The organism is Streptomyces decoyicus (assembly GCF_019880305.1).
Lineage (GTDB): Bacteria > Actinomycetota > Actinomycetes > Streptomycetales > Streptomycetaceae > Streptomyces > Streptomyces decoyicus.
Window position 1 is genome coordinate 7,964,910 of record NZ_CP082301.1, and the last position, 20,045, is coordinate 7,984,954.

Consider the following 20,045-nt stretch of genomic DNA (forward strand, 5'->3'; position numbering starts at 1 on the left):
GGTGCGAGCTGTGGGTGTCTCCGCCGGAGCCGGCGGACGGAGCAAGCGTCGCCGAGCTGGCACCATAGATCCAACGCATATATGTCATACGTGTATGAGGCGGCCGCATGACCGTGAATCTTCCCCAGCTGAGGGCCTTCCTCGCCGTCGTCGATGCGGGCGGCTTCAGTGCGGCCGCCGCCGAGTTGGGCATGAGCCAATCGGCGGTGTCGCACGCCGTCGCCTCTCTGGAACGCGAGTTGACCGCCCCGCTGTTGGTCCGGTCTGCTCCCGTGCGGACCACCGTGCTCGGCGAGCAGGTTCTGCCGCACGCCCGTATCGCGCTGTCGGCGGTCCGGTCGGTGGAGCAGATCGCGGCCGATGCCACCGAGACCATGACCGGCACCGTGCGGCTGGCCTCCACGCCAACGGTCTGTCAGGGACTGGTCCCCGGGCTGCTCCGGCACTGGTGCGAGGACCAGCCGCGGATCACCGTGCGGGTCTTCGAGGGCGACAGCAGTGAGGTCTCGGCCTGGCTGGAGGACGGGACGGCCGATGCCGCCGTACTGATCGACCCGCCGCCCGGCTCCGGCATCCAGCTCGCCATGGACGGCTACCGGGCCTTGCTGCCACGAGACCACCCTCTGGCGGGTGAGCCGCTGGTCGACATCCGCGACCTGGAGGACGACCAGTTCCTGATCTCACCCAACGGCTGCGAGGCCCGCATCCGTACGATCCACCATCTGGCCGGGCTGCGCTTCACGCCCACTCACCGGGTACGGGACCTGGCGACCCTGATCAGCATGGTGCAGGCCGGCATCGGCGTGACCGTCCTGTCGGAGGTCTCCCGCTCGTTGATCCCGCCCGACCTGATCCTGCTGCCGCTGGAGCCCCAGACCTCGCGCCGCCTCGTACTGACCGGGCCGGAGGCCCGCCCCTGGCACCCGGCAATCCGCACCTTGGCGGAGTCGGCCGCCGGTTATCTGGCCCGAACCGATTCCCGGTCGCCCATGGCGGTGGAAGGGCCGGCACCAGCATTGCCGTAGCACGCGCCATGAACCGCAAGGCGGACGGACGGCACGTGGCCAAAGGGGCCAAGTCCCAGGCGGCTCCTCCTACTTGCTGTTGGCGTCCGCAAGGGTGTGGGCAACAAGGGCGTGGGCGTGACCGTGTCCCAGGCTGTGTTCGGTCTTGAGCCGGCTGACCAGTTCCCTGTGCTTGGTCAGGGGTGGTGTGGATGAGGTGCTTCCACTCGGCTATCGACCGGCCGTACTTCTTCTCGATCGACGGAGAGCAACTGGTGGGCCCCTTCACGGTGTCGGTCAGGGCCGCAGGGCACCCGCCCCTGACAACGCGGCGCGGCCTGGCCGCAGGGCTGGCACCCCCACCCGGGTAAAAGCTATTTGTTTGCCTTAGGTGCCGCGAGGGTCTATTCTGCTCTAAGGCAAAGATTTAGCTTTTGTTGCGTGATGGCTGGGCCGCGGCTCGGCAGTCACGCGCACCTATACGGAGGGCATCCATGAGCACCGTCGAACTCACTGCTGCGGAGGCCGCCCGTTGCGTGCTCCGCGCCGGGCTCCCGCCGGCGGGCGAACATCACGCCGATGTGGCCGCCACCGCGAACCACATCCACGCCGTCCTCGGCACCTTGCGCGACCTCGACTACGGGGAGACGCCCCCCGCCACTCACGCCGCCCACGTCGTCGAACGGGGGGTGACGGATGCCTCCCTTTGAGCTGACCCTCACTCAGGCAGCCGCGGCTGTGGGGGAGGGGGAACTGTCCCCGCTGGAGCTGACTTCTTCCCTGCTCGAACGCATCGACGCCGTCGAGAAACATCTCGGGGCGTATGTCACGGTGGCTGGCGAGGCGGCGCGTGGCTCGGCCGCGCGAGCGGAACGCGACATCGCGGCCGGCCGGTACCGCGGCCCGCTGCACGGCATCCCTTTCGGTCTGAAGGACCTCATCGATGTCGCCGGCATGCCGACCACGGCCAGTTCCCGGGTCAGGGCCGCTCATGTGGCGCAGGCGGACAGCACCGTCGCCACGCGGCTGTTCGAGGCCGGGGCGGTCCTCCTGGGGAAGACGCATACGCATGAATTCGCCTACGGGCTGACGACACCTCAGACGCGCAATGCCTGGGATCCCGGCCGAGTCGCGGGCGGGTCGAGCGGTGGTTCCGCGGTCGCGGTGGCCGCAGGTGCGGCGACCTTCGCTCTGGGCACGGACACCGGAGGTTCCATCCGCGTACCCGCGGCACTGAACGGAGTCGTCGGACTCAAGCCGACGTACGGCCTCATCTCCCGGCACGGCGTCGTCCCGCTGTCCTGGTCCCTGGACCACGTCGGCCCCCTCACGCGTACGGTGCAGGACGCGGCGCTCGTGCTCTCCGCGCTCACCGGCCACGACCCCGAGGATCCGGCTTCCCTCCGCACGGACCCGCGCGACTATCCCCTCCCTCGCGACGGGGACTTGAAGGGCCTGCGGATCGGAGTACCGGTCAACTACTACTTCGACCGCGTCAGTCCCGAGGTCGAAGCCGCCGTGCGGAGCGCCCTCGCCCAGATGTCGGACCTCGGGGCCGACCTGGTCGAGGTCGAGATTCCGATGGCCCTGTACGTCCAGGCCACCCAATGGGGTCTGATGGTCCCGGAGGCGACCGCCTACCACGAGCGGACGCTGCGGTCGGTGCCCGAGCTGTACGCGCCGGACGTCCGGGTGCTCCTTGAGGCAGGCGAGCTGGTGTCCGCCGGTGACTATCTGCGGGCACAGCGCGCCCGCACTCTCATGCGCCAGGCGTGGGCGGCGATGCTCGACCGGGTCGATGTGATCGCTGCGCCCACGGTGCCGATGACGGCCGCCAAGACCGGACAAGAGGTGGTCGAGTGGCCGGACGGCACGACGGAGAGCGTCTCCGACGCCTACGTGCGCCTCTCCGCCCCCGCGAACATCACCGGAGTGCCGGCTCTGACCCTGCCGGTCGGCCGTGACCATGCGGGTCTGCCCATCGGAATGCAGTTGATGGGGCCACCCATGGGAGAAGCCGTTGTGCTGCGTGCCGGCCATGCCTACGAAGCGGCCCGGAACCATCGCGGCGCACTGGCCCCTGTGGCGGCCTGAAGTGAACCGCCACCACGATCGACGCCACGAGGGATCGGGGGCGGCGGTGCGCCGCCCCCGGAGCACCCGCCTGCCGCTCGCCGTGGACGCCGAGGTCATCCGTACCGGTCGGCTGACCCTTCTGCCGCTGCTGGTCGAGCATGCCGAGGAACTGGCCGCGGTGCTGTCCGATCCGGATCTGCACACCTTCATCGGCGGAGCCCCGGCGGCCCCGGAGGCGCTGCGCACCCGCCATGAACGTCTGGTCGCCGGCTCGCCCGACCCCGCTGTCACCTGGTGCAACTGGGTGATCCAGCTCCGCGATCGGGGCTGCCTGGCCGGCACCGTCCAGGCGACGGTCACCGCCGGGGGGAACGGAAAGGCCGCTGAGATCGCCTGGGTCGTGGGGACGCACTGGCAGCGGCGCGGCATCGCCACCGAGGCGGCCCGGGGGCTGGTCGCCTGGCTTCGCCGGCAGCACGTGCGGACTCTCGTCGCTCATATCCACCCGGATCACGCGGCCTCCGCTGCCGTCGCCGCCGCTGCCGGGCTCACCCCCACCAGCCAGGAGCAGGAAGGCGAGATCAGGTGGGAGTGGAGAGCGGAAGGTGGCTGAGCGGGGGCGGCGGTTGAGCGGGGGTGTCGGTTGAGGGGGGCGGCTGGGGATCTGCCGGGAGCGGCAGGGCGTTGTCAGGCGGTGCCGGACCCGGACCCGGACCACCCGGAGGGGTGAGGGGTGAGGGGTGAGGGGTGGGGGAGTGAGGGGTGAGGAGGCGTACGGCCGTACCCGGTGGCTCGCGCGGCGGGGCCCGTTCCCCACGAGCCCCGCCGCGCGATTCCGTGCTCGGATCCCGTGCTCGGATCCCGTGCCCGGTCGGCCGGTCGGCCGGTCGGCCGGGCGGCGGGGTCAGCGGGCCAGCAGGTGGTGCAGGGCCATCGGCGTCACATAGCCGGGCCAGCGGCCGTCGGCGAACAGATGGACACCGGCGTCCAGGTAGCACTGGTCGACGAGTTGGGAGCAGATCATGTGCCGGGTGCTGGCGACATAGCGGCGCAGGCCCGGAACGGGCAGATGGAACCGGTGCGTGGCGATCGCCAGGTAGTCGAGGAAGCTGTAGGGCACCCCGACGTAGCGGGTGGCGGCCGTGCAGATGTCGGTGCGCTGCTGCTCGGTGAGCCGTTCCGGACAGACGTAGACCACGTCCGCGTCGGGGTAGGTGGTGAGGGGCATGATGCGGGCCCCGCCCGGTTCGGCCTCCAGCAGCCGGTCGTCGGGGAGGACCAGGAAGGCGTGTTCGTAGTCGGCGAAGCCGTCGCCGTTGATCCACTGTCCGAAGCGGATCAACTGGCCCGTAACGCCGGATATTTGGGTGAGTCCGATGTCGCCGGGCAGGGGAGGGGTGTGCTTCATGAGCAGCTCCCGGGAGCAAAAGGGGGGTTCCCATGGGTAATACCCGCTGTCCGGGTGTGCGCACCGCGTTCGCGGGGGCGGGGTGTCAGCAGATGGCAGAGCGGGAGGGAGAGCGGGTGCCCGTCGGGGTACGGGTGTCCGGACCGGGAGATGCGGCTGCGGTGAGCCGACGGGATCGAGCAGAGGAGCGGGAAGACGATGGGCAGCAGCTCAGAGGCGGGAGAAGATGTGACGGAGCGTCAGGGCGGGGCGGTGGCAGGCAGCGGCGCTGACCGGAAGGCGCTGTCGGGCAGTGTGGCGCTGGTGACCGGCGCCTCCAGCGGCATCGGCGCGGCCACCGCCGTGGCGCTGGCCCGGGAAGGCGCTTCCCTCGCCTTGGTCGCCCGTCGTACCGAGCGGCTGGAGCAGCTCACCGAGGCGATCGAGGCGCAGGGAGGCTCGGCCTTCGCCCTGCCCGCCGACCTCGGTGACGCGACGCAGGCACGTCGGGTGGTCGAGGAGGCGGTGAACCGCTGCGGGCGGCTGGACGTGCTGGTGAACAACGCGGGCTTCGGGGTGCGGGGCTCGGTGGAGGACAGCGACCCCGAGGGCTGGGACCGGATGGTCGACCTCAACCTCAGGGCGTTGCTGCGGATGTCGCATGCCGCGCTCCCGCATCTGCTGCGCGCGGCGCACGAGGGGCCGCGGGGCGTGGCCGATCTGGTGAACGTCAGCTCGGTCGCGGGCCGGGTGCCGCGCAAGGACAACAGTGTCTACTCCGCCACCAAGCACGCGGTGTGCTCCTTCAGCGAGGCGCTGCGCCAGGAGGTGACCGGACGTCAGGTCCGGGTCGGGCTCGTCGAACCGGGCATGACCTCGACGGAGCTGACACGGGCCCCCAGCCAGGCCGCATCGGCCCATGGGATGCCGCCGGAGAGCTGGCTGGGGGCCGAGGACGTCGCCCGCACCATCGCCTTCATGGTCACGCAGCCGGCGCATGTGGCGATCAACGAGATTGCCGTGCGGCCGACCGCCCAGGAACGCTGACCGCCCCGCCCCCGCCCCCGCCCCGCGAGCACAGCCGAGGGAGGGCTCCGTGCGACTTCTGCTCATCTCCGACACCCATGTGCCCAAGCGCGCCAAGGCGCTGCCGGTGCAGCTGCTCGACGAAGTGCCGCGTGCCGATGTCGTCGTGCATGCAGGCGACTGGGTCGACACCGCAACGCTGGACCTGTTGCAGGCCCGCTCCCGGCAGCTGATCGGGGTGTACGGCAACAACGACGGCCCGGCGCTGCGCGCCCGGCTGCCCGAGGTGGCGTATGCGGAACTGGCCGGGGTGCGGCTCGGGGTGGTGCACGAGACCGGCCCTGCCCAGGGGCGGGAGCGCCGCTGCGCCGCACGCTTCCCCGAGCTCGATGTGCTGGTGTTCGGGCACAGCCACATCCCCTGGGACTCCACGGCGGACGACCGGCTGCGCCTGCTGAACCCGGGTTCGCCGACCGACCGCCGCCGACAGCCGTACTGCACGTACATGACGGCGGAGCTGACGGCGGGCCGGCTCACCGAGGTGGAGCTGCACCGCCTGCCCCGCAGACGGTGAGGCGGCGAGGGCCGCCGAAGGTCCCGGCGGTTCTCACAGACCGAGCAGGCCGCGGACGTAGGCCGCCTGTCCGGCGTGCTGGAGATCGTCGGCGATCACGCTGACGAGGCGGACCCCCAGGGTGACGGGCGGTGTCCAGGCGCGGTCGACGACGCGCTTCATGTCCTTGTCGTCAACTCCGGCGAGGTACTGCACGGTGTTGTCGTGGACGGCGCCGTGATAGTCGTTCAGCAGCTGTGCGCTCAGGTCCCGTACGGCCGCCACGTCCTTGCCGGAATGGCCGTAGCCCGTGTCGTCGGCAGCGAAGGGGAGCCCGAAGCGGTCGTACCAGCCGTCCGAGGTCCAGATCTGCTCCGTGCCTGCCACCCCGGCGAGATGATCGTCCTGGATCCTGGTGAGATGCCAGACCAGCCAGGCGATCGAATTGGCGTCGTCGGGGCGGGTGCTGAGCTCGTCGGGGTCGAGCCCGGTGACCACGTCCTCGACGACCTCCTGGATACGTCCGAAGGCGTCGACAAGCAGATCCGTGCTGGCGTTCATACAGGGCTCCTTTGCGGCGACGGAGGTCTTCGCGCGGAAGTTCCGCGGATACCGGTACCGGTGGACCGATGTGTCGCGCTCCGTGGCGGTCAGGCACCCGGAGGGCATCAGTTCCGGCAATTCGCCCATCGTCGCAAGCCGAGCGCGGGAATCAGCGAGGGGCAGGCCGAGAGGCGGGATTTTCCGGATCGCCGGACTCGGAAGTGCGCGGCGCCGCGGCCGGTGCGCACGGGGCCGCCAGGCCGGCAGCCGGTGCGCACGGGACCGCCAGGCCGGCGACCGGTGCGTCAGCCGAGGGAGAGGGGGAGCCGGCTCAGTCCGCGGAGGGTGATGTGGTCCTTCCAGCGGGGCTCGCCGGCGAGTTGGACGTCCGGGGCGCGCCGCAGGAGCATGCGCAGGACGATCTGGGTTTCGAGGCGGGCGAGCGGGGCTCCCAGACAGAAATGTATGCCGTGGCCGAAGGACAGGTGCCGCAGCGGGATGCGGCCGACGTCGAGCCGGTCGGGGTGGTCGTACGCGGCGGGGTCGAGGTTCGCGGCACCGGCCAGGAGCAGGAGGGTCGTGCCGCGTGCCACCGGCACATCGGCGACCTCGGCATCCTGGAGGGCGAAGCGGGCGATGAGCTGGACCGGGGAGTCGTAGCGCAGCAGCTCCTCGACCCCGGGCTCGATCAGGTCCGGGTCGCTGCGCAGACGGGCGAGCTGGTCGGGGTGGCGCAGCAGGGCGAGGGTGCCGTTGCCGATGAGGTTGACGGTGGTCTCATGGCCGGCGATCAGCAGCAGGGTGCAGGTGGCCAGCAGCTCGTTCTCGCTCAGCGCATCACCGTCGTCGTGCACGGCGACGAGTGCGGAGAGCAGGTCGTCGCCGGGTGCGCGGCGGCGTTCGGCGACGAGTTCGCGCAGGTAGTCGGTGAACTCACGCCACGCCTGGGCTTCCTCCTCGGCGGCGCCGGGAGGCAGCAGGAAGTCGGGGACCAGGGCGCGGGCCACCGCGTGCGACCACCTCAGCATCCGGTGGCGATCGGCCGTGGGGACGCCGAGCAGTTCGCTGATGACCGCCACCGGCAGGGGAGTGGCCAGATCCTCGATCAGGTCCACCGGACCCTCGGCGGACTCCAGGCCGGTGAACAGCTCGGTGGCGAGCTCCTCGATGCGCGGCGCGAGGCGGTCCACCCGGCGCCGGGTGAAGGCCTGGGAGACCAGGCCCCGCATCCGGGTGTGGTCGGGCGGGTTGAGACTCAGGAAGCCGCGTACGGGCCGGCCGGCTTCGTCGACCAGAACCTTGGAGGCCGGGCGGGCCCGCTCGCCGGTGAACCGCGGATCGTCGGCCTCGGCATGCCCGAACCGTCCGTCGCGCAGCACCGCGGCGCAGTCCTCGTACCGGCTGAGCACCATCAACTGGTCGTCGATGCGGGCGATCGGGGTCCGTGTCCGCCAGCGGGCGTAGAGGGGGTAGGGGTCGGCCTGATGCCGCGGGTCGAGCAGATCCTGGAGCGAGGGCAGGGTCGCCGTGGTGTCGATGCGGGTCATCGTTTCTCCTCGGGCGGATCGGCGGGTGCGGTCTCGTCCGTGGCTGCGGTGTCGTCAGCGGCCGCGGTCTCGTCCGTGGCTGTGGTGTCGTCAGCGGCCGCGGTCTCGTCCGTGGCTGTGGTGTCCGCCGGGCCGGTGCTTGCGGCGATGCCGGTGAACAGCCACTGCATGGCCTGGCCCAGCAGGTCGTCCGGCACGCTGGCCGGGTCGATCCGCCGCTGGCGCACCAGCCCCTGGAAGAGCGCCATCGTTATCGTGGCCACGGCTTCGGCGGACACGGACTCGCGTGCGCCGATGTGCTCCAGGGCCGCACTCATCAGGCTTTCCATCTCGGCCCGGGGGCCGCGCAGCTGGTCGGCCAGCGTCTCCATCAGCTGGGGGTTGCGCACCGCGTAGAGCCAGAACTCGGCCTGGAGGGGGGCGAAGTCGGGATCGTCGTCGGCGACATGCGCCAGCAGGCGGCCGAGCGCCGGAGCCGGGTCGTCGACACCGGCCTGTGCGTCGGCGACGATCCGCGTCGCCCGGGAGACATGCTCGCTGGCGCGCTCGCGCAGCAGCTCCACGAAGAGCCGCTCCTTGCTGCCGAAGTTCGAGTAGACCGCGCCGATGGAGAATCCCGCCGCCTCGGCGATCTCTTCCACGGACGCTCCGGCGAATCCCTTGCGCGCATAGGTCCGTGCGGCGGCGTCGAGCAGGAGTTGGCGCGTGCGGGCCTTGGCTTCCGCTCGGGTCGGGCGCCGTTCGGGGGTCGCTTCGGCGTCAAGGCTCATGGCATCAACTGTAGAGATAGTGATTGCTATGTCAATAGTGATAGCTATCCGAACGGAGTGTGTGCGTCGGGCTCCGGCGCGGTGTCGTTCGCGCGTCGGAGGTGCGGGCGGAAAGGCATCGGGATGTCTTGGCGCAGCGGCTGTCATTGCCGCTGCCATCTCCGAATGCGGCTGCCGGGGTGGGGAAATCGCCGCGTTGCGCAAGCGGAGTTGTGCCGGAATGAGTCCGGTATGTCGAAGAATGATTCCGTCGATGCCGAATGCCCGCCGGGGGCGGGAATCGAGCGGTTGTACCACGCTGATTTCCCAGGTCAGAGCACAGGTTGTTGCTGGGTGGCGCCTGAGCGGGCGGCTCGTTCTCTCGTCTTGTTACGGTAATCCGGCTCCTGGGGGAGCCCGTCGCGTGACCGGGCTTCACTCCGGTGAATGGGCGCTGCGTTGAATTCGGCGCGCCCTCTCCCAGGTAATTCCCCCCACGCATGGAGAATAATTAGTTGAATACGAAATACTCGTCCCCCTTCGTGCGGGATCCTCGTGGTGCAGACCGGCGGGAGGCCCGAATAGTCCCCCTCGGCATCGTCATCTCGGCCGGTGCGCTCATCGGCGTGCTGGCTCTGCTCTCGTCCCAGGCCGACGCGAACGCGACCGAGTACACCGGTTCCCCGGCCCCGGCATCCGCCTCGTCCGCCGCCGGGAAGCCTGCCGCCCAGGAGGACACGAAGCGGGCCGCCCGCTACGAGGCCAAGGTCCTCCGGCTCGTCAACAAGGCCCGTGCGGAGCACGGTTGCGGGCCGCTGCGGCGCGACGCGCGCCTGGCGAAGGCCGCCCGCCTGCACAGCCAGGACATGTCCGCCCGCCACTACTACGCGCGCTCCTCCCCGGACGGCCGCGATCCCAAGGAGCGGATGGAGGCCCAGGGGTACAAGGACGCCCACGCGGAGAACATCGACGCCTGGGAGACCGAGCCCGAGGGCGCCTTCCGCGCCTGGATGAACAGTCCGGGGCACCGGGCCAACATCCTCAGCTGCTCGTCGCACGCCACCGGCGTGGGCGTCGCCTTCGGCGGGAAGCTCCGGGCGCACTGGACGCAGGACTTCGGCTACAAGTAGACCGCCGCTGCCCGGCACGGCCCGAGCGGGCCGGCAGGCCGGCGGAGCGAGGACACCCGGTGGCCGGGAGGCCACCGGGAGTCGCCCCGTCGTCGTGCCGCGCCGCTCAGCGCTCCGACAGACCGACCATGGCGGCCAGTACGGAACGCCAGTCCTCGTCCTGCTGTGCGCGCAGGGACGGGGCCAGCCGGTCGGCGTGGTAGTGCCAGCGGTGGTTCAGGTCCGGGTGGACCTCGTCCGTCTCACGGATCTCGCTGTCGCTGCCGAGGAGTTCGGTCAGCCCGGTGGCGAGGTCCCGCCAGGCGAGGTGTCCGCTGACGGCATTGGCGACGCCGTGCACCGGCGAGTCCAGGCACGAGACCACGGCCCGGGCCAGGGCCGCGGCATGCACCCAGGCCGCGCCGTACCACGCATGACCGTGCGTACCCGGCTGCGGAAGGACGAGCGGCCGGCCCTCCCGCGCCGCCTGGTAGAGCAGGCCGGTCGCACCCCAGCGCAACTGGTCGCGCAGCCGGTGGTGCGGCCCCCAGACGAGCGGGGAGCGGACGGCGCTCGCGCCGCCCCGGCCCTGGGAGCCGGCCGCCCGCAGCAGCAGCCCTTCGCAGTCCAGCTTCGCCTGTCCGTACCCGCTCAGCGGCTGCCGCGGGGCGGACTCCTCGGCCACTCGTTCACCGGCCGGGTGGCCGTAGGCGTCCACACTGCTGACGAAGACGAACGGGCCGCGCGACCAGGCGCCGACCATGGCCGCCATGGCCGTCACATCGACCTCGGGGCGGGTGAAGGTGCAGGCCGCGTGGATGACCGCATCGGCACTGTCGACGGCCTTGCGCAGACCGGCCAGATCGGTGAGGTCGCCCTCGATGACGTCCACCCCCTCCGCGGCGACCAGATGCGCGGACTCCGGGCGGGCCAGGGCCAGGACCGGACGTCCTCGGGCGGCCAGTTCGCGCAGCACGAACGCGCCGACGCCGCCGGTGCCGCCGGTGACCAGGACCGTGCCCTCACGCGAGCGCCGCGGGCGGGCGGAGGTGGCCGAGGGCGCGGCGGCACGCTCCGCCTCGCGTGCGTCCAGCAGAGCGGTGACCGCCCGCGGAGTGCGGGCCTGCATGATGTCCAGGCCGGTCAGCGGCAGTTTCAGCGCGCGGCGCAGACGCTCGGCGAGCTGGACGGCGATCAGCGAGTGGCCGCCGAGGAGGAAGAAGTCGTCGTCCGGTCCGGGCGGATGGCCCAGGAGGTCGGTGAAGCCTTCGGTCACGGCCTCGGCGCGAGCCCCGTGCGGCGCGGGGGCCGACGGAAAGCCGGGGAGCCGGGCCGGGTCGGCCGCACCGTCGGCCGTACGCGGCAGGGCGTCCAGCAAGGTCACCGCGGCGGGTACCAGTTCCGCGGCCAGCGCGCCGCGCAGATGGGAGCGGAGCTCGGCGGGGGAGGGGCCGCCGATGCCGCGCAGGACGGCATACGCCAGCAGCGGGCCGCCGGCCGGTTCGACCACGGCGGCCTCGGCCACCTCGGGGTGCGACCGCAGCAGCACCTCGGCCGGGTGCCCGCCGGTCTCGCCCCGAGGTGCCGGCGGCGCACCGGGCAGCCGGGACAGCCGAAGGCCCGGCTCGTCCGCCACCGCGGTGAGCAGGGCGGCGTAGTGCGCGCCGAGGCCGGCCGCCGCTTCCTCGTCCAGCGCGGTCCGGCTGTACTGGACGAGTCCGGCGGGGGCGTCGGTGTCCACCATGCCGAAGGAGAGGTCGAACTTGGCCTCGCCGGCGCCGACTTCGACGTACTCGTCCACCAGGCCCGGCAGCCGCAGCGTCGTGGGCGCACCCAGGACGTCCGCGGTCACCCGGATCAGCGCCGTACCGTCCGCGCCGCGGGCGGCGGCGCCGAGACGCTCCAGGATGAGGTCGAAGGGCACCTCGCGGCGTTGCTGGGCGTCCAGCAGGGCGTCCCGTACGCGTTCCAGGAGCGTGGTGAAGGCCGGGTCGCCGGCGGTTTCCACCCGGACCGGGAGGGTGTTGACGCACAGTCCGACCAGACCGCGCATGTCCGCGCCCTGCCGGTGGGTGCCGGCGACCCCGATCACCAGGTCGTCCTGGCCGGTGAAGCGGTGCAGGGCGGCGAAGGACGCGGCGAGCGCCACGGTGAACAGGGTGGCCCGGTGCTGCCGGCCCAGTTCGCGCAGGGCGGCCGGCACCCGTGGGTCCAGGGGAGCGGTGTGGGCGCCGGCCGGGCGGCTGCCGGTGTCGGCCGGCGGGTGCGCGGGGCGGGGCAGACGGAGCGGGGAGACGCCTTCGAGGCGGTCGGCCCAGTGGCTCAGGCCCTGTTCGAGGCGGTCGGCGGCGGCCTGCTCGCGCCGTGCGAAGTCCGCGTACTGCGCCGGCTCCGGCTGCTCCTCGGCAGCGGTGCCCCGGGCGGCGGCCGAGTACAGCCGCGCCAGTTCACCGGCGACGGTCTCCAGCGACGCCCCGTCGATCGCGATGTGATGGAACGTCAGCAGCACGGTGTGGTCCTGCGCGCCGTGCCGCAGGACCAGGGCGCGCGGAAGGGGGCCGGCGGCGAGATCGAAGGGGCGGCGTGCCTCCTCGGCCAGCAGGGCGCCGGCGCCGTCCGCGTCCGTGTCCACGACGCGGAGCGCGATCGCCTCCGGAGCCGGCAGCACTTCCTGGTACGGCTCACCGTCGTGCTGCCCGTAACGGGTACGCAGAATCTCGTGGCGGCGTACCAGCGACGTCAGCGCGGCGGCCAGCGCGTCCAGATCGAGCGGACCGCGCAGCCGGGTGGCGAAGGGCACGCTGTAGGAGGCGTGGCCGCGGCCCAGCCGGTCCATCAGCCACATACGGCGCTGGGCGTGCGAGAGCGGGGCGGGCCCGTCGGGGACGCCCGAGGGGGCGGCAGCGGGGCGGGCGGCGCGGGAGCGCGCCCGGCGCAGCAGTTCCTCCTGGAGCGCCGCGGCGGCGGGGGTGTCAGTGGCCATCGGTGTCCTCCGGGGCGCCGGGGCGCAGATCGCTGTGCGCGGCGAGGAGCGCGCGCTCGACCAGCGCGGCGTGCCCCGCCACCGTGGGGGCGGCGAAGAAGTCGGCGAGCGTCAGCTCGACGCCGAGCTCCTCACGGAGGTCGTCGGTGACCGCGAGCGCGAGCAGGGAGTGACCGCCCAGCGCGAGGAAATCGGCATCCGGGCGGGTGACGTCACGGCCCAGCGACCGGCCCCAGACCTCGGCGACAGCCTGTTCCAGCGGATTCAGCGGCCCGGCCGGTGAGTCGGGCCGGTCCGCGGCGACGAGATCCGTCAGCGCGCGGCGGTCGACCTTGCCGGAGGCGGTGAGCGGCAGTGCGTCGACGAACTGCACCTCGTCGGGGACCAGATGGGCGGGGAGGACAGCGGTGAGCCGGTCCCGAAGGGCGTCGGGGCGGGGCACCGGTCCGGGCGAGGCCACCACGAACGCGGCCAGGCGGGCGTCGTCGGGGGAGGGGCGGTGCACGGTGACGGCCGCGTCCGCCACCTCGGGCTGCTCCCGCAGGGCGTGTTCGACCTCCCCCGGTTCGATCCGGAAGCCGCGGATCTTCACCTGGTCGTCCGTGCGCCCGTGGAAGTCGAGGGTGCCGTCCGGACGCAGGGAGACGAGGTCGCCGGTGCGGTAGAGACGCCCCGGCCCGGGGTGGTTGCCGAAGCGCTCGGCGGTCAGCTGCGGCTGCCCGGTGTAGCCGTGGGCCAGCCGGCTGCCGCCGATCCACAGTTCGCCGCGCTCCCCGTCCGGGACCGGCTTGCCGGAGTCGTCCAGAAGGTGCACGGTCGCGCCGGCGATCGGCCGGCCGATGGGCATCTGGCCGTCGCAGTCGGCGTCGGTGACGCGGTGGGCCGTGGTGAAGGTCGTCGCCTCCGTCGGCCCGTAGCCGTTGACGAGTTCCAGCCAGGGAAAGGCCCGCAGGACTTCACGGGCATGGTGCGTGGACAGCGCCTCGCCGCCCACGATCACCGTGCGCAGCAGCGAGAAGACGCGCGAGCGGCGGCCGGCCAGCTGGTGGAAGAGCGCGGTGGTGAAGAAGGCGACGGTGACGCCATGGCGTTCCACGTGCTGGGCCAGGTCCTCGAACGAGGGCCGCTCCGCGGTGCACACGACCACGGCGGCGCCGTTGGCCAGGGCTCCCCACACCTCGAAGGTCGAGGCGTCGAACGTCATCGGCGAGTGGAAGAGCACCCGGTCGCGGGAGGTGAGGGTGAGGTACGCCGGCTCGGAGACCAGCTCGGCTATAGCGCTGTGCGGGACGGCCACGCCCTTGGGACGGCCGGTGGAGCCCGAGGTGAACATGATGAACGCCGTGGCGTCCGCGCCGAGTTCGGCCCCGGCGATGCCGTCGCCGCCCATCAGCGGTTCACCGGGCAGCGCAAGAGTGGCGCCGGCGAGGCCCGCCGATTCGAGGAGCTTGCTGTCCCCGACGGTCAGGGTCGCGCCGGCGTCGGCGGCCAGCGCCTCGGAACGGGAACGCGGATGTGCCGGGTCGAGCGGTACGCACACGGCGCCCGCCCACCACAGTGCGAGCTGGGCGACGACGGTGCGCGCGGAGCGGGGCATCAGCAGCGCCACCGAGTCACCCCGGCGGACGCCGTGCTCGCGCAGATGGGCGGCGAGCGCGCGGGCCGAGGAGACGAGCTGTGCGTAGGTGAGGGTGCGGTCGCCGTCCGCCACGGCCAGCGCCTGCGGGGTCCGTGCGGCATGCCATGCCACGAGGGCCGGCAGGCCGGCCGCGGGCGCGGGCCGGCCGGCGGCCGGGGCGGACGCGGTGCGGTCACCGGACGCGGTGCGCTCGTCCTTCGGGGTGCCTTCGGTGGGCACGGGGCCTTCCTTCCGGGTGTCGGGGGAGTGCGGGGTGCGGGTGGTCATCTCAGGCTCCTGCCGGTTGCCGGGCGGTGCGGCGCGTGTCGACGAGCAGGGCCACGGCGCGCAGGTCCGGCTGGCGGAGCAGTTCGGGAGCGCGCAGCCGCACACCGCTCTCCTTCTCGATGACGGTCAGCAGCCGTGCGGCGAGGAGAGAGGTGCCGCCGGCCTCGGTGAAGTTGTCCGTCAGCGAGGCCCCCGGCCGGGCGAGCAGATCGCGTACGGCGCTCAGCACGAGCCGCTCGCCCGGGGTGGCGTCGCCGGGCCCGTCGTCGGCCGCCGGGGCGTCGCCGGGGCGCTCGTCGGAGTGGGCCGCCTGCCGGGCCAGCTCGGCCCGGTCCACCTTGCCGTTGGCGTCCAGGGGAAAGGAGTCCACGATCCGTACGTCCGAGGGCACGGCCTGCTCCGGCAGCCAGGCCCGTACGCCCGGCAGCAGCGCGTCCGCGGTGAGCACGGCGCCGGCCGCCGCCCGTACGTACGCCACCAGGCGGGTGCGGCCGTCGGCGGTACGCGGTGCGGTGACGACGGCGCTCAGGACCGCCGGGTCCTTCTCGAACGCGGCCTCCACCTCGGCCGGTTCGATCCGTACGCCGCTGATCTTGACCTGGTCGTCGAGACGGCCGAGGAACTCCAGCTCCCCGTCGGCCGGCATCCGCACCCGGTCCCCGGTGCGGTACAAGCGCTCCACTCCCGGCAGATCGAGGTCCCCGGGCACGGCGAGGAAGCGGCGCGCGGTCAGTTCGGGGTCCAGATAGCCGAGCGCCAGACCGCTTCCGCCGATGAGGAGTTCCCCCTCCGTATCGCGTGCGACGGGCCGGCCGTCCGCATCGGCGACGACGACGGTCACGCCCGGGAGGGGCCGGCCGATGGGCGGTGCGGATTCCGCGCCCGCCGCGCCGTCGGTGCCGTGCATGGAGTGGACGGTGGAGGCCACCGTGGCCTCGGCCGGTCCGTAGGCGTTGTGGACGGTGGCGGTCACGTCCGCGCCGGGACGGCGCCGCAACCGGTCGCCGCCCACGAACACATGACGCAGCCGCAGATCCTGCGGCCAGGGCCGCTCCAGCAGCGGCTCCACCATCGGCGTGGCCGACACACACACCGACACCGCGGACGTACGCCACCAGTCGGCCAGCACCGTCGGGTCCCAGCGGACCTCGTCCGGGGCGGGCACCAGAGCCGCCCCGGACGTCAGCCCGGCCCACAGCTCCAGCAGATGGGGGTCGAACGCGACGCCGATCAGCAGGGACTGCCGGTCACCGGGGGCCAGGCCGCTCGTGGCGCGGTACCAGCTCAGCAGCATGCCGAGCGCGGGCTCGCCGACGGCCACCGCCTTGGGGCGCCCGGTGGAGCCGGAGGTCAGCACGGCGTAGAACGCCTCGGGGGGTGCGGAACGGGCAGTCGTGCCCGGCGCGGCGAAAGCGGCCACCACCGTGGCGGCGGCGTTGGCGCCCTCGCCGGGCAGCGCCAGCCGCAGGTGGTCGGCCGTCCGGTGACGGGGCGGCAGCACCTCGGGATCGCCGATCAGACAGACGACGTTCAGGTCCTCGGTGACGGCGTCGGTGCGGCGCTCACCGGGGCGGGGGCCCAGCGGCAGATAGACGGCGCCGATCCTGGCGAGCGCGACCGCGGTCACCACGAGGGCGGCCGAACGGTCGAGGCAGACCCCGACCAGGTCTCCGGGCCGCACCCGGTCGCGCAGGGCTGTGGCGGCCTCGTCGGCGGCGGTGTCGATCTGCCGGTAGGTCCAGCTGTGCTCCCCGTCGATCACCGCGGGAGCCTCCGGGGAGCGCTGGGTCCACTCCTCGAAGAGGGCGAGCACCCCGGTCGCGCCGTCGGTGGCGGGCAGGGCGCCGCGGGCGATGCTGAGCGGGCTCTCCGACGAGGGCCGTTGCATGCCGGTGGTGGTCGTCGGGGCCGCCGTCCGGGCGGTCATCGGCTGGGTCATCGGGACTCCGTCACGGTGGTCGAAGCGGCGGAAGCAGCCGCGGCGGCGGTGCCGACGGCCGCGAGCGCGAGGGCCTGGTCGGCCAGCACCGGGTTCTGGAACAGCAGCCGCAGCGGCGGACGCTGCCCCAGCCGCGGTTCGAGCCAGGCCGCCAGCTGCGCGGCGAGCAGCGAGTGGCCGCCGGTCCGGAAGAAGTCCGAGGACGCGTCGAAGCGGCTGTGGCCCAGAGCCTCCCGCCAGCCCTCGGCGAGCAGCTCCGTCATCGGGTCTGACGGCAGCTGCGCGGGGGCGCTGTGGCTCTCCCCGGCCGGGGCGGCCGGCTCCAGTGCGGCGGCCCGGCGGGTCAGCGCGGTGCGGTCCGGCTTGCCGCCGGCCAGTCGCGGCATGGTGTCGAGCCGTGCCCAGCGCCCCGGTACGAGAGCGCTCGGCAGCCGGCGGCCCAGCTCCGTGTGCAACGCCTGCTCGTCCCACGGCTCACCGGCGTCCGCGCTCTCCAGGAAGCCGACGAGCCGGGGCCCGCCCGCGGCCTCGCGGTCCAGGACGACGGCGCAGGAGCGGCCGCCGAGCGCGGCCGAGGCGGCGGCCTCCACCTCTTCCAGCTCGATGCGGTAGCCCCGCAGCTTGATCTGGTGGTCCCGGCGCCCCAGGAAGTACAGCAGGCCGTCGCGGCCGCGGTAGCCGAGGTCACCGGTGAGGTAGACCCGCTCACCACCGAGCGCCTCGACATGGACGAACCGCGCGGCGGTGGTCTCGGGGTTGCCGACGTACCCCTCGGCCAACCCGGCTCCGGCGATGGCCAGTTCACCGACCGCGCCGTCCGGCAGCGGGCGGTGGTGTGCGTCCAGGACGTGGACCCGTTCGCCGGGCAGCTCGGTGCCGAGCGGGATCTCCGCACCGTCGGCGAGGCCGTCCCGGGTGATCTCGTGGACGGTGGAGCTGATGGCGGCTTCCGTGACGCCGTAGACGTTGAGCACGGTGCTGTCGCTGTCGGCCAGGAACGCGCGCATCACGTCCGCCGGGAGGCGCTCGCCACCGAGCACCAGCAGCCGTGGCGCCCAGTGCCCGTCGCGGAGCACGGGGCGCATCTCCTCACGGGTGGCGAGGAAGTAACTGGTGGGCAGATTGGCCACGGTGACCCGGGCGGCGACCAGCAGTCCGGCCAGCTCGGCGCCGGTCGGTACCTCGCGCTCGGGGGCGACCAGGCAGGCTCCGGCGTACAGCGACGGCAGCACCTCCTCGAGGGCCACGTCGAACGACGGCTGGGCGAACAGCAGCACCCGGTCACCCGCACCCAGGCCGAACCGGTCGGCCGCTCCGGTCAGATGGTTCTCCAGCGCCGCGCGGCCGACGGCGACGGGCTTGGGTATGCCCGTCGAGCCCGAGGTGTGAATGATGTACGCGGCACCGGGCACGACCTCGGCCGCCCGCGCCGGCGGCAGGACCGGGGCGTCGACCGTGGCCGTCGGCAGCCCGTCGGGAAGGGTGACGGCGGCGTCCGCGGAGGTCAGGACCAGCGCCGGGCCCAGCCGGCCGAGCAGCAGCTCCAGCCGGGCCGGCGGGTCGGACGGCGAGAGCGGGCAGTACACCGCCCGGGTCCGCAGACAGGCCAGCAGCGCCACGACCGAGTCGGCGCCGCGGGGCAGCACGGCGGCGACCGGCTGCCCGGCGGTCACTCCCGCCGCCCGCATCCGCTGCGCCAGCGAGGAGACCTGGGCGTCGAGGTCGCCGTAGGTCATCCGGCGGGCGCCGACGAGCAGCGCGGGCAGGGACGGGTCGTGGGCGGTGGCCGGGTCGAGCGGATCGTGCTCCGGCGCCGGCGGCGCGGCAGCCGGGAGGGCCTGCGGCGACGGCGGCGGAGCCAGCTCCGCGAGGGCGGTGCCGGGCGCGTCGAGATACGCCCGCAGCAGGTCGAGGAACCGCCCGGCGAGCAGCTTCGCCACGTCCTCGCCGAACATGTCGGCGTCGTAGTCCCAGACCAGCGTCATCCCTGCCGCACCGTGCCGGGGCCCGACCCCGCGCCGGTCGTCCGGGAGCAGCACCACGTCCAGGTCGAAACGGGTGGTGCCGGTGTTGAAGCCCTCGAACAGGGTGATGTCCAGGCCCGGGACGTCGACCTCGGGCAGCTCGGCGTCGTGCGCGCTGAACATGACGCTGAACAGCGGGTTGTCGGCGCCCGAGGTGTGCAGGCCGAGCGCGCGGGTCAGCTCCTGGATCGGCACCTCCTGATGCGGCAGGGCACGGATGAGGGTGTCGGTCACCTCGTCCATGGACTCCTCGGCCGGGGCGGCCGGGTCCAGCCGCAGCGCGAGCGGGATGGTGTTGACGAACATGCCCACGGCTTCCTCGAAACCGCGCGGGCGGTTGCCGACCGCGGTGCCGATCACCATCCGGGAGCGGCCGCTGTGGCGGCGCAGCAGCTCGGCGAAGAGCCCCAGGAGCGTGGCGAACGGCGTCAGACCGCGCTCACGGGCATGGCCACGGAGCCGTTCCGCCAGATCGGCACCGATCGACTGACGCAGCTGGCCGCCGTGGTGCCGGCGCCGGGAGCCGGGCCGGGTCAGACCGGGCAGCGGCATGTCGTAGGAGACCTCGCGCAGTTCACCGGCCCAGAACTCCAGACCGTCCCGCCGTTCCCCGCCGGCCTCGTCCTGGGAGCGGGCCCGGACATGGTCGGCGTACGAGGGCGCCGACGGCAGCTCCACCGGCTCGCCCAGGACGTGGCCCCGGTAGACGGTGAACACATCCCGCAGCAGGATCGCGAACGAATGGCCGTCGTGGATCAGATGGTGTTCGACGTGGATGAGCCGGTGCCGGTCCTCCGCGAGCCGGACCAGCGTCCAGCGCAGCAGCGGTGCCTCGAAGGTGTCGAGCGGGGTCTCCGCCTCGGTGCGCAACAGCTCCTGGAACGCGCTCTCCGGGTCCGCCTCCCCACGCAGGTCCACCGTGTGCAGCCGCGGCACACAGGCCTCGGCGACCCGCTGCCCCGGCATCGCCCCGGCGACGGCGACGAGTTCCAGCCGCAGACCGGGGTGCCGGTCGAGGGAGGCGGCGAGTCCGCGGCGCAGCGCGTCGGTGTCGAGCGTGCCCCACAGGTCGAGTGCGGCGGTGAAGTTGTAGGCGCGGCTGCCCGGTTGCACCTGTTCGTGCAGCCAGACGATCTCCTGCGAGGAGGAGAGCGGAAGCATGGGCGATCCCTGAGGTTGTCGGGGTGGGGGTTCTCCGG

15 protein-coding genes and 1 pseudogene are annotated in these 20,045 nt (G+C 72.9%); 7 read left to right on the top strand and 9 right to left on the bottom strand.

Features of this window, described 5'->3' with window-relative positions; translation table 11 throughout:
* Positions 1–107: 107 nt before the first annotated feature.
* Positions 108–1,025 carry a LysR family transcriptional regulator gene (locus K7C20_RS34785; protein ID WP_030087345.1) on the top strand — a complete coding sequence of 306 codons (918 nt, stop codon included), beginning with the start codon at positions 108–110 and terminating at the stop codon, positions 1,023–1,025.
* Between the two features lie 69 nt (positions 1,026–1,094).
* On the opposite strand, the pseudogene K7C20_RS34790 reads toward K7C20_RS34785, so the two are convergent.
* Positions 1,095–1,305, bottom strand: a pseudogene (locus K7C20_RS34790) (DUF4287 domain-containing protein).
* A 193-nt stretch (positions 1,306–1,498) separates the two neighbouring features.
* On the opposite strand from K7C20_RS34790, the gene K7C20_RS34795 reads away from it, so the two are divergent.
* Genes K7C20_RS34795 through K7C20_RS34805 form a run of 3 tightly spaced genes read left to right on the top strand, consistent with a single transcriptional unit; the run spans position 1,499 to position 3,693 of the window.
* Positions 1,499–1,714, top strand: coding sequence for a hypothetical protein (locus K7C20_RS34795; RefSeq protein ID WP_030087343.1), 216 nt, complete (start codon positions 1,499–1,501; stop codon positions 1,712–1,714).
* Positions 1,701–3,098, top strand: coding sequence for an Asp-tRNA(Asn)/Glu-tRNA(Gln) amidotransferase GatCAB subunit A (locus K7C20_RS34800; RefSeq protein WP_030087341.1), 1,398 nt, complete (start codon positions 1,701–1,703; stop codon positions 3,096–3,098). The genes K7C20_RS34795 and K7C20_RS34800 overlap by 14 nt, the downstream gene beginning before the upstream one ends.
* A gap of 46 nt (positions 3,099–3,144) precedes the next feature.
* Entirely contained in the window at positions 3,145–3,693 is a 549-nt protein-coding gene (locus tag K7C20_RS34805; RefSeq protein WP_245170998.1) for a GNAT family N-acetyltransferase, read from the top strand.
* Between the two features lie 291 nt (positions 3,694–3,984).
* Here the strand turns inward: K7C20_RS34805 and K7C20_RS34810 are convergent, their stop codons facing one another.
* The gene (locus K7C20_RS34810) at positions 3,985–4,488 is read right to left on the bottom strand and encodes a C40 family peptidase (protein ID WP_030087337.1); all 504 of its coding nucleotides are present in this window, start codon (positions 4,486–4,488) and stop codon (positions 3,985–3,987) included.
* A gap of 198 nt (positions 4,489–4,686) precedes the next feature.
* On the opposite strand from K7C20_RS34810, the gene K7C20_RS34815 reads away from it, so the two are divergent.
* Together K7C20_RS34815 and K7C20_RS34820 are read left to right on the top strand one after the other, a co-directional pair.
* Positions 4,687–5,514 (top strand): SDR family oxidoreductase, encoded by an 828-nt coding sequence (locus K7C20_RS34815; RefSeq protein ID WP_078952892.1) that lies wholly within the window; start codon positions 4,687–4,689, stop codon positions 5,512–5,514.
* A 49-nt stretch (positions 5,515–5,563) separates the two neighbouring features.
* Complete coding sequence (locus tag K7C20_RS34820; protein ID WP_030087334.1) at positions 5,564–6,067, top strand: metallophosphoesterase family protein; 504 nt, start codon at positions 5,564–5,566, stop codon at positions 6,065–6,067.
* 33 nt (positions 6,068–6,100) lie between these two features.
* Here K7C20_RS34820 and K7C20_RS34825 read toward each other — a convergent pair whose 3' ends face one another.
* From K7C20_RS34825 to K7C20_RS34835, 3 genes are all read right to left on the bottom strand, one after another.
* Positions 6,101–6,607: a mycothiol transferase gene (locus K7C20_RS34825; RefSeq protein WP_030087333.1), complete on the bottom strand. Its 507-nt coding sequence runs from the start codon at positions 6,605–6,607 to the stop codon at positions 6,101–6,103.
* Positions 6,608–6,894: 287 nt separating this feature from the next.
* The gene (locus K7C20_RS34830) at positions 6,895–8,136 is read right to left on the bottom strand and encodes a cytochrome P450 (protein WP_030087332.1); all 1,242 of its coding nucleotides are present in this window, start codon (positions 8,134–8,136) and stop codon (positions 6,895–6,897) included.
* Complete coding sequence (locus K7C20_RS34835; RefSeq protein WP_053208648.1) at positions 8,133–8,906, bottom strand: TetR/AcrR family transcriptional regulator; 774 nt, start codon at positions 8,904–8,906, stop codon at positions 8,133–8,135. The genes K7C20_RS34830 and K7C20_RS34835 overlap by 4 nt, the downstream gene beginning before the upstream one ends.
* 494 nt (positions 8,907–9,400) lie before the next feature.
* Between K7C20_RS34835 and K7C20_RS34840 the strand changes: the two genes are divergently transcribed.
* Complete coding sequence (locus K7C20_RS34840) at positions 9,401–10,015, top strand: CAP domain-containing protein (protein WP_078952890.1); 615 nt, start codon at positions 9,401–9,403, stop codon at positions 10,013–10,015.
* 106 nt (positions 10,016–10,121) lie between these two features.
* Here K7C20_RS34840 and K7C20_RS34845 read toward each other — a convergent pair whose 3' ends face one another.
* Genes K7C20_RS34845 through K7C20_RS34860 form a run of 4 tightly spaced genes read right to left on the bottom strand, consistent with a single transcriptional unit; the run spans position 10,122 to position 20,007 of the window.
* A complete protein-coding gene (locus K7C20_RS34845) occupies positions 10,122–12,977 on the bottom strand; it encodes a condensation domain-containing protein (RefSeq protein ID WP_053208647.1) in 2,856 nt (951 codons plus the stop codon).
* Positions 12,967–14,883 (bottom strand): non-ribosomal peptide synthetase, encoded by a 1,917-nt coding sequence (locus K7C20_RS34850; RefSeq protein WP_078952888.1) that lies wholly within the window; start codon positions 14,881–14,883, stop codon positions 12,967–12,969. The genes K7C20_RS34845 and K7C20_RS34850 overlap by 11 nt, the downstream gene beginning before the upstream one ends.
* Before the next feature lies 1 nt (position 14,884).
* Positions 14,885–16,822: a non-ribosomal peptide synthetase gene (locus K7C20_RS34855; RefSeq protein ID WP_053208646.1), complete on the bottom strand. Its 1,938-nt coding sequence runs from the start codon at positions 16,820–16,822 to the stop codon at positions 14,885–14,887.
* A complete protein-coding gene (locus tag K7C20_RS34860) occupies positions 16,819–20,007 on the bottom strand; it encodes a non-ribosomal peptide synthetase (protein ID WP_053208645.1) in 3,189 nt (1,062 codons plus the stop codon). The genes K7C20_RS34855 and K7C20_RS34860 overlap by 4 nt, the downstream gene beginning before the upstream one ends.
* Positions 20,008–20,045 lie beyond the last annotated feature (38 nt).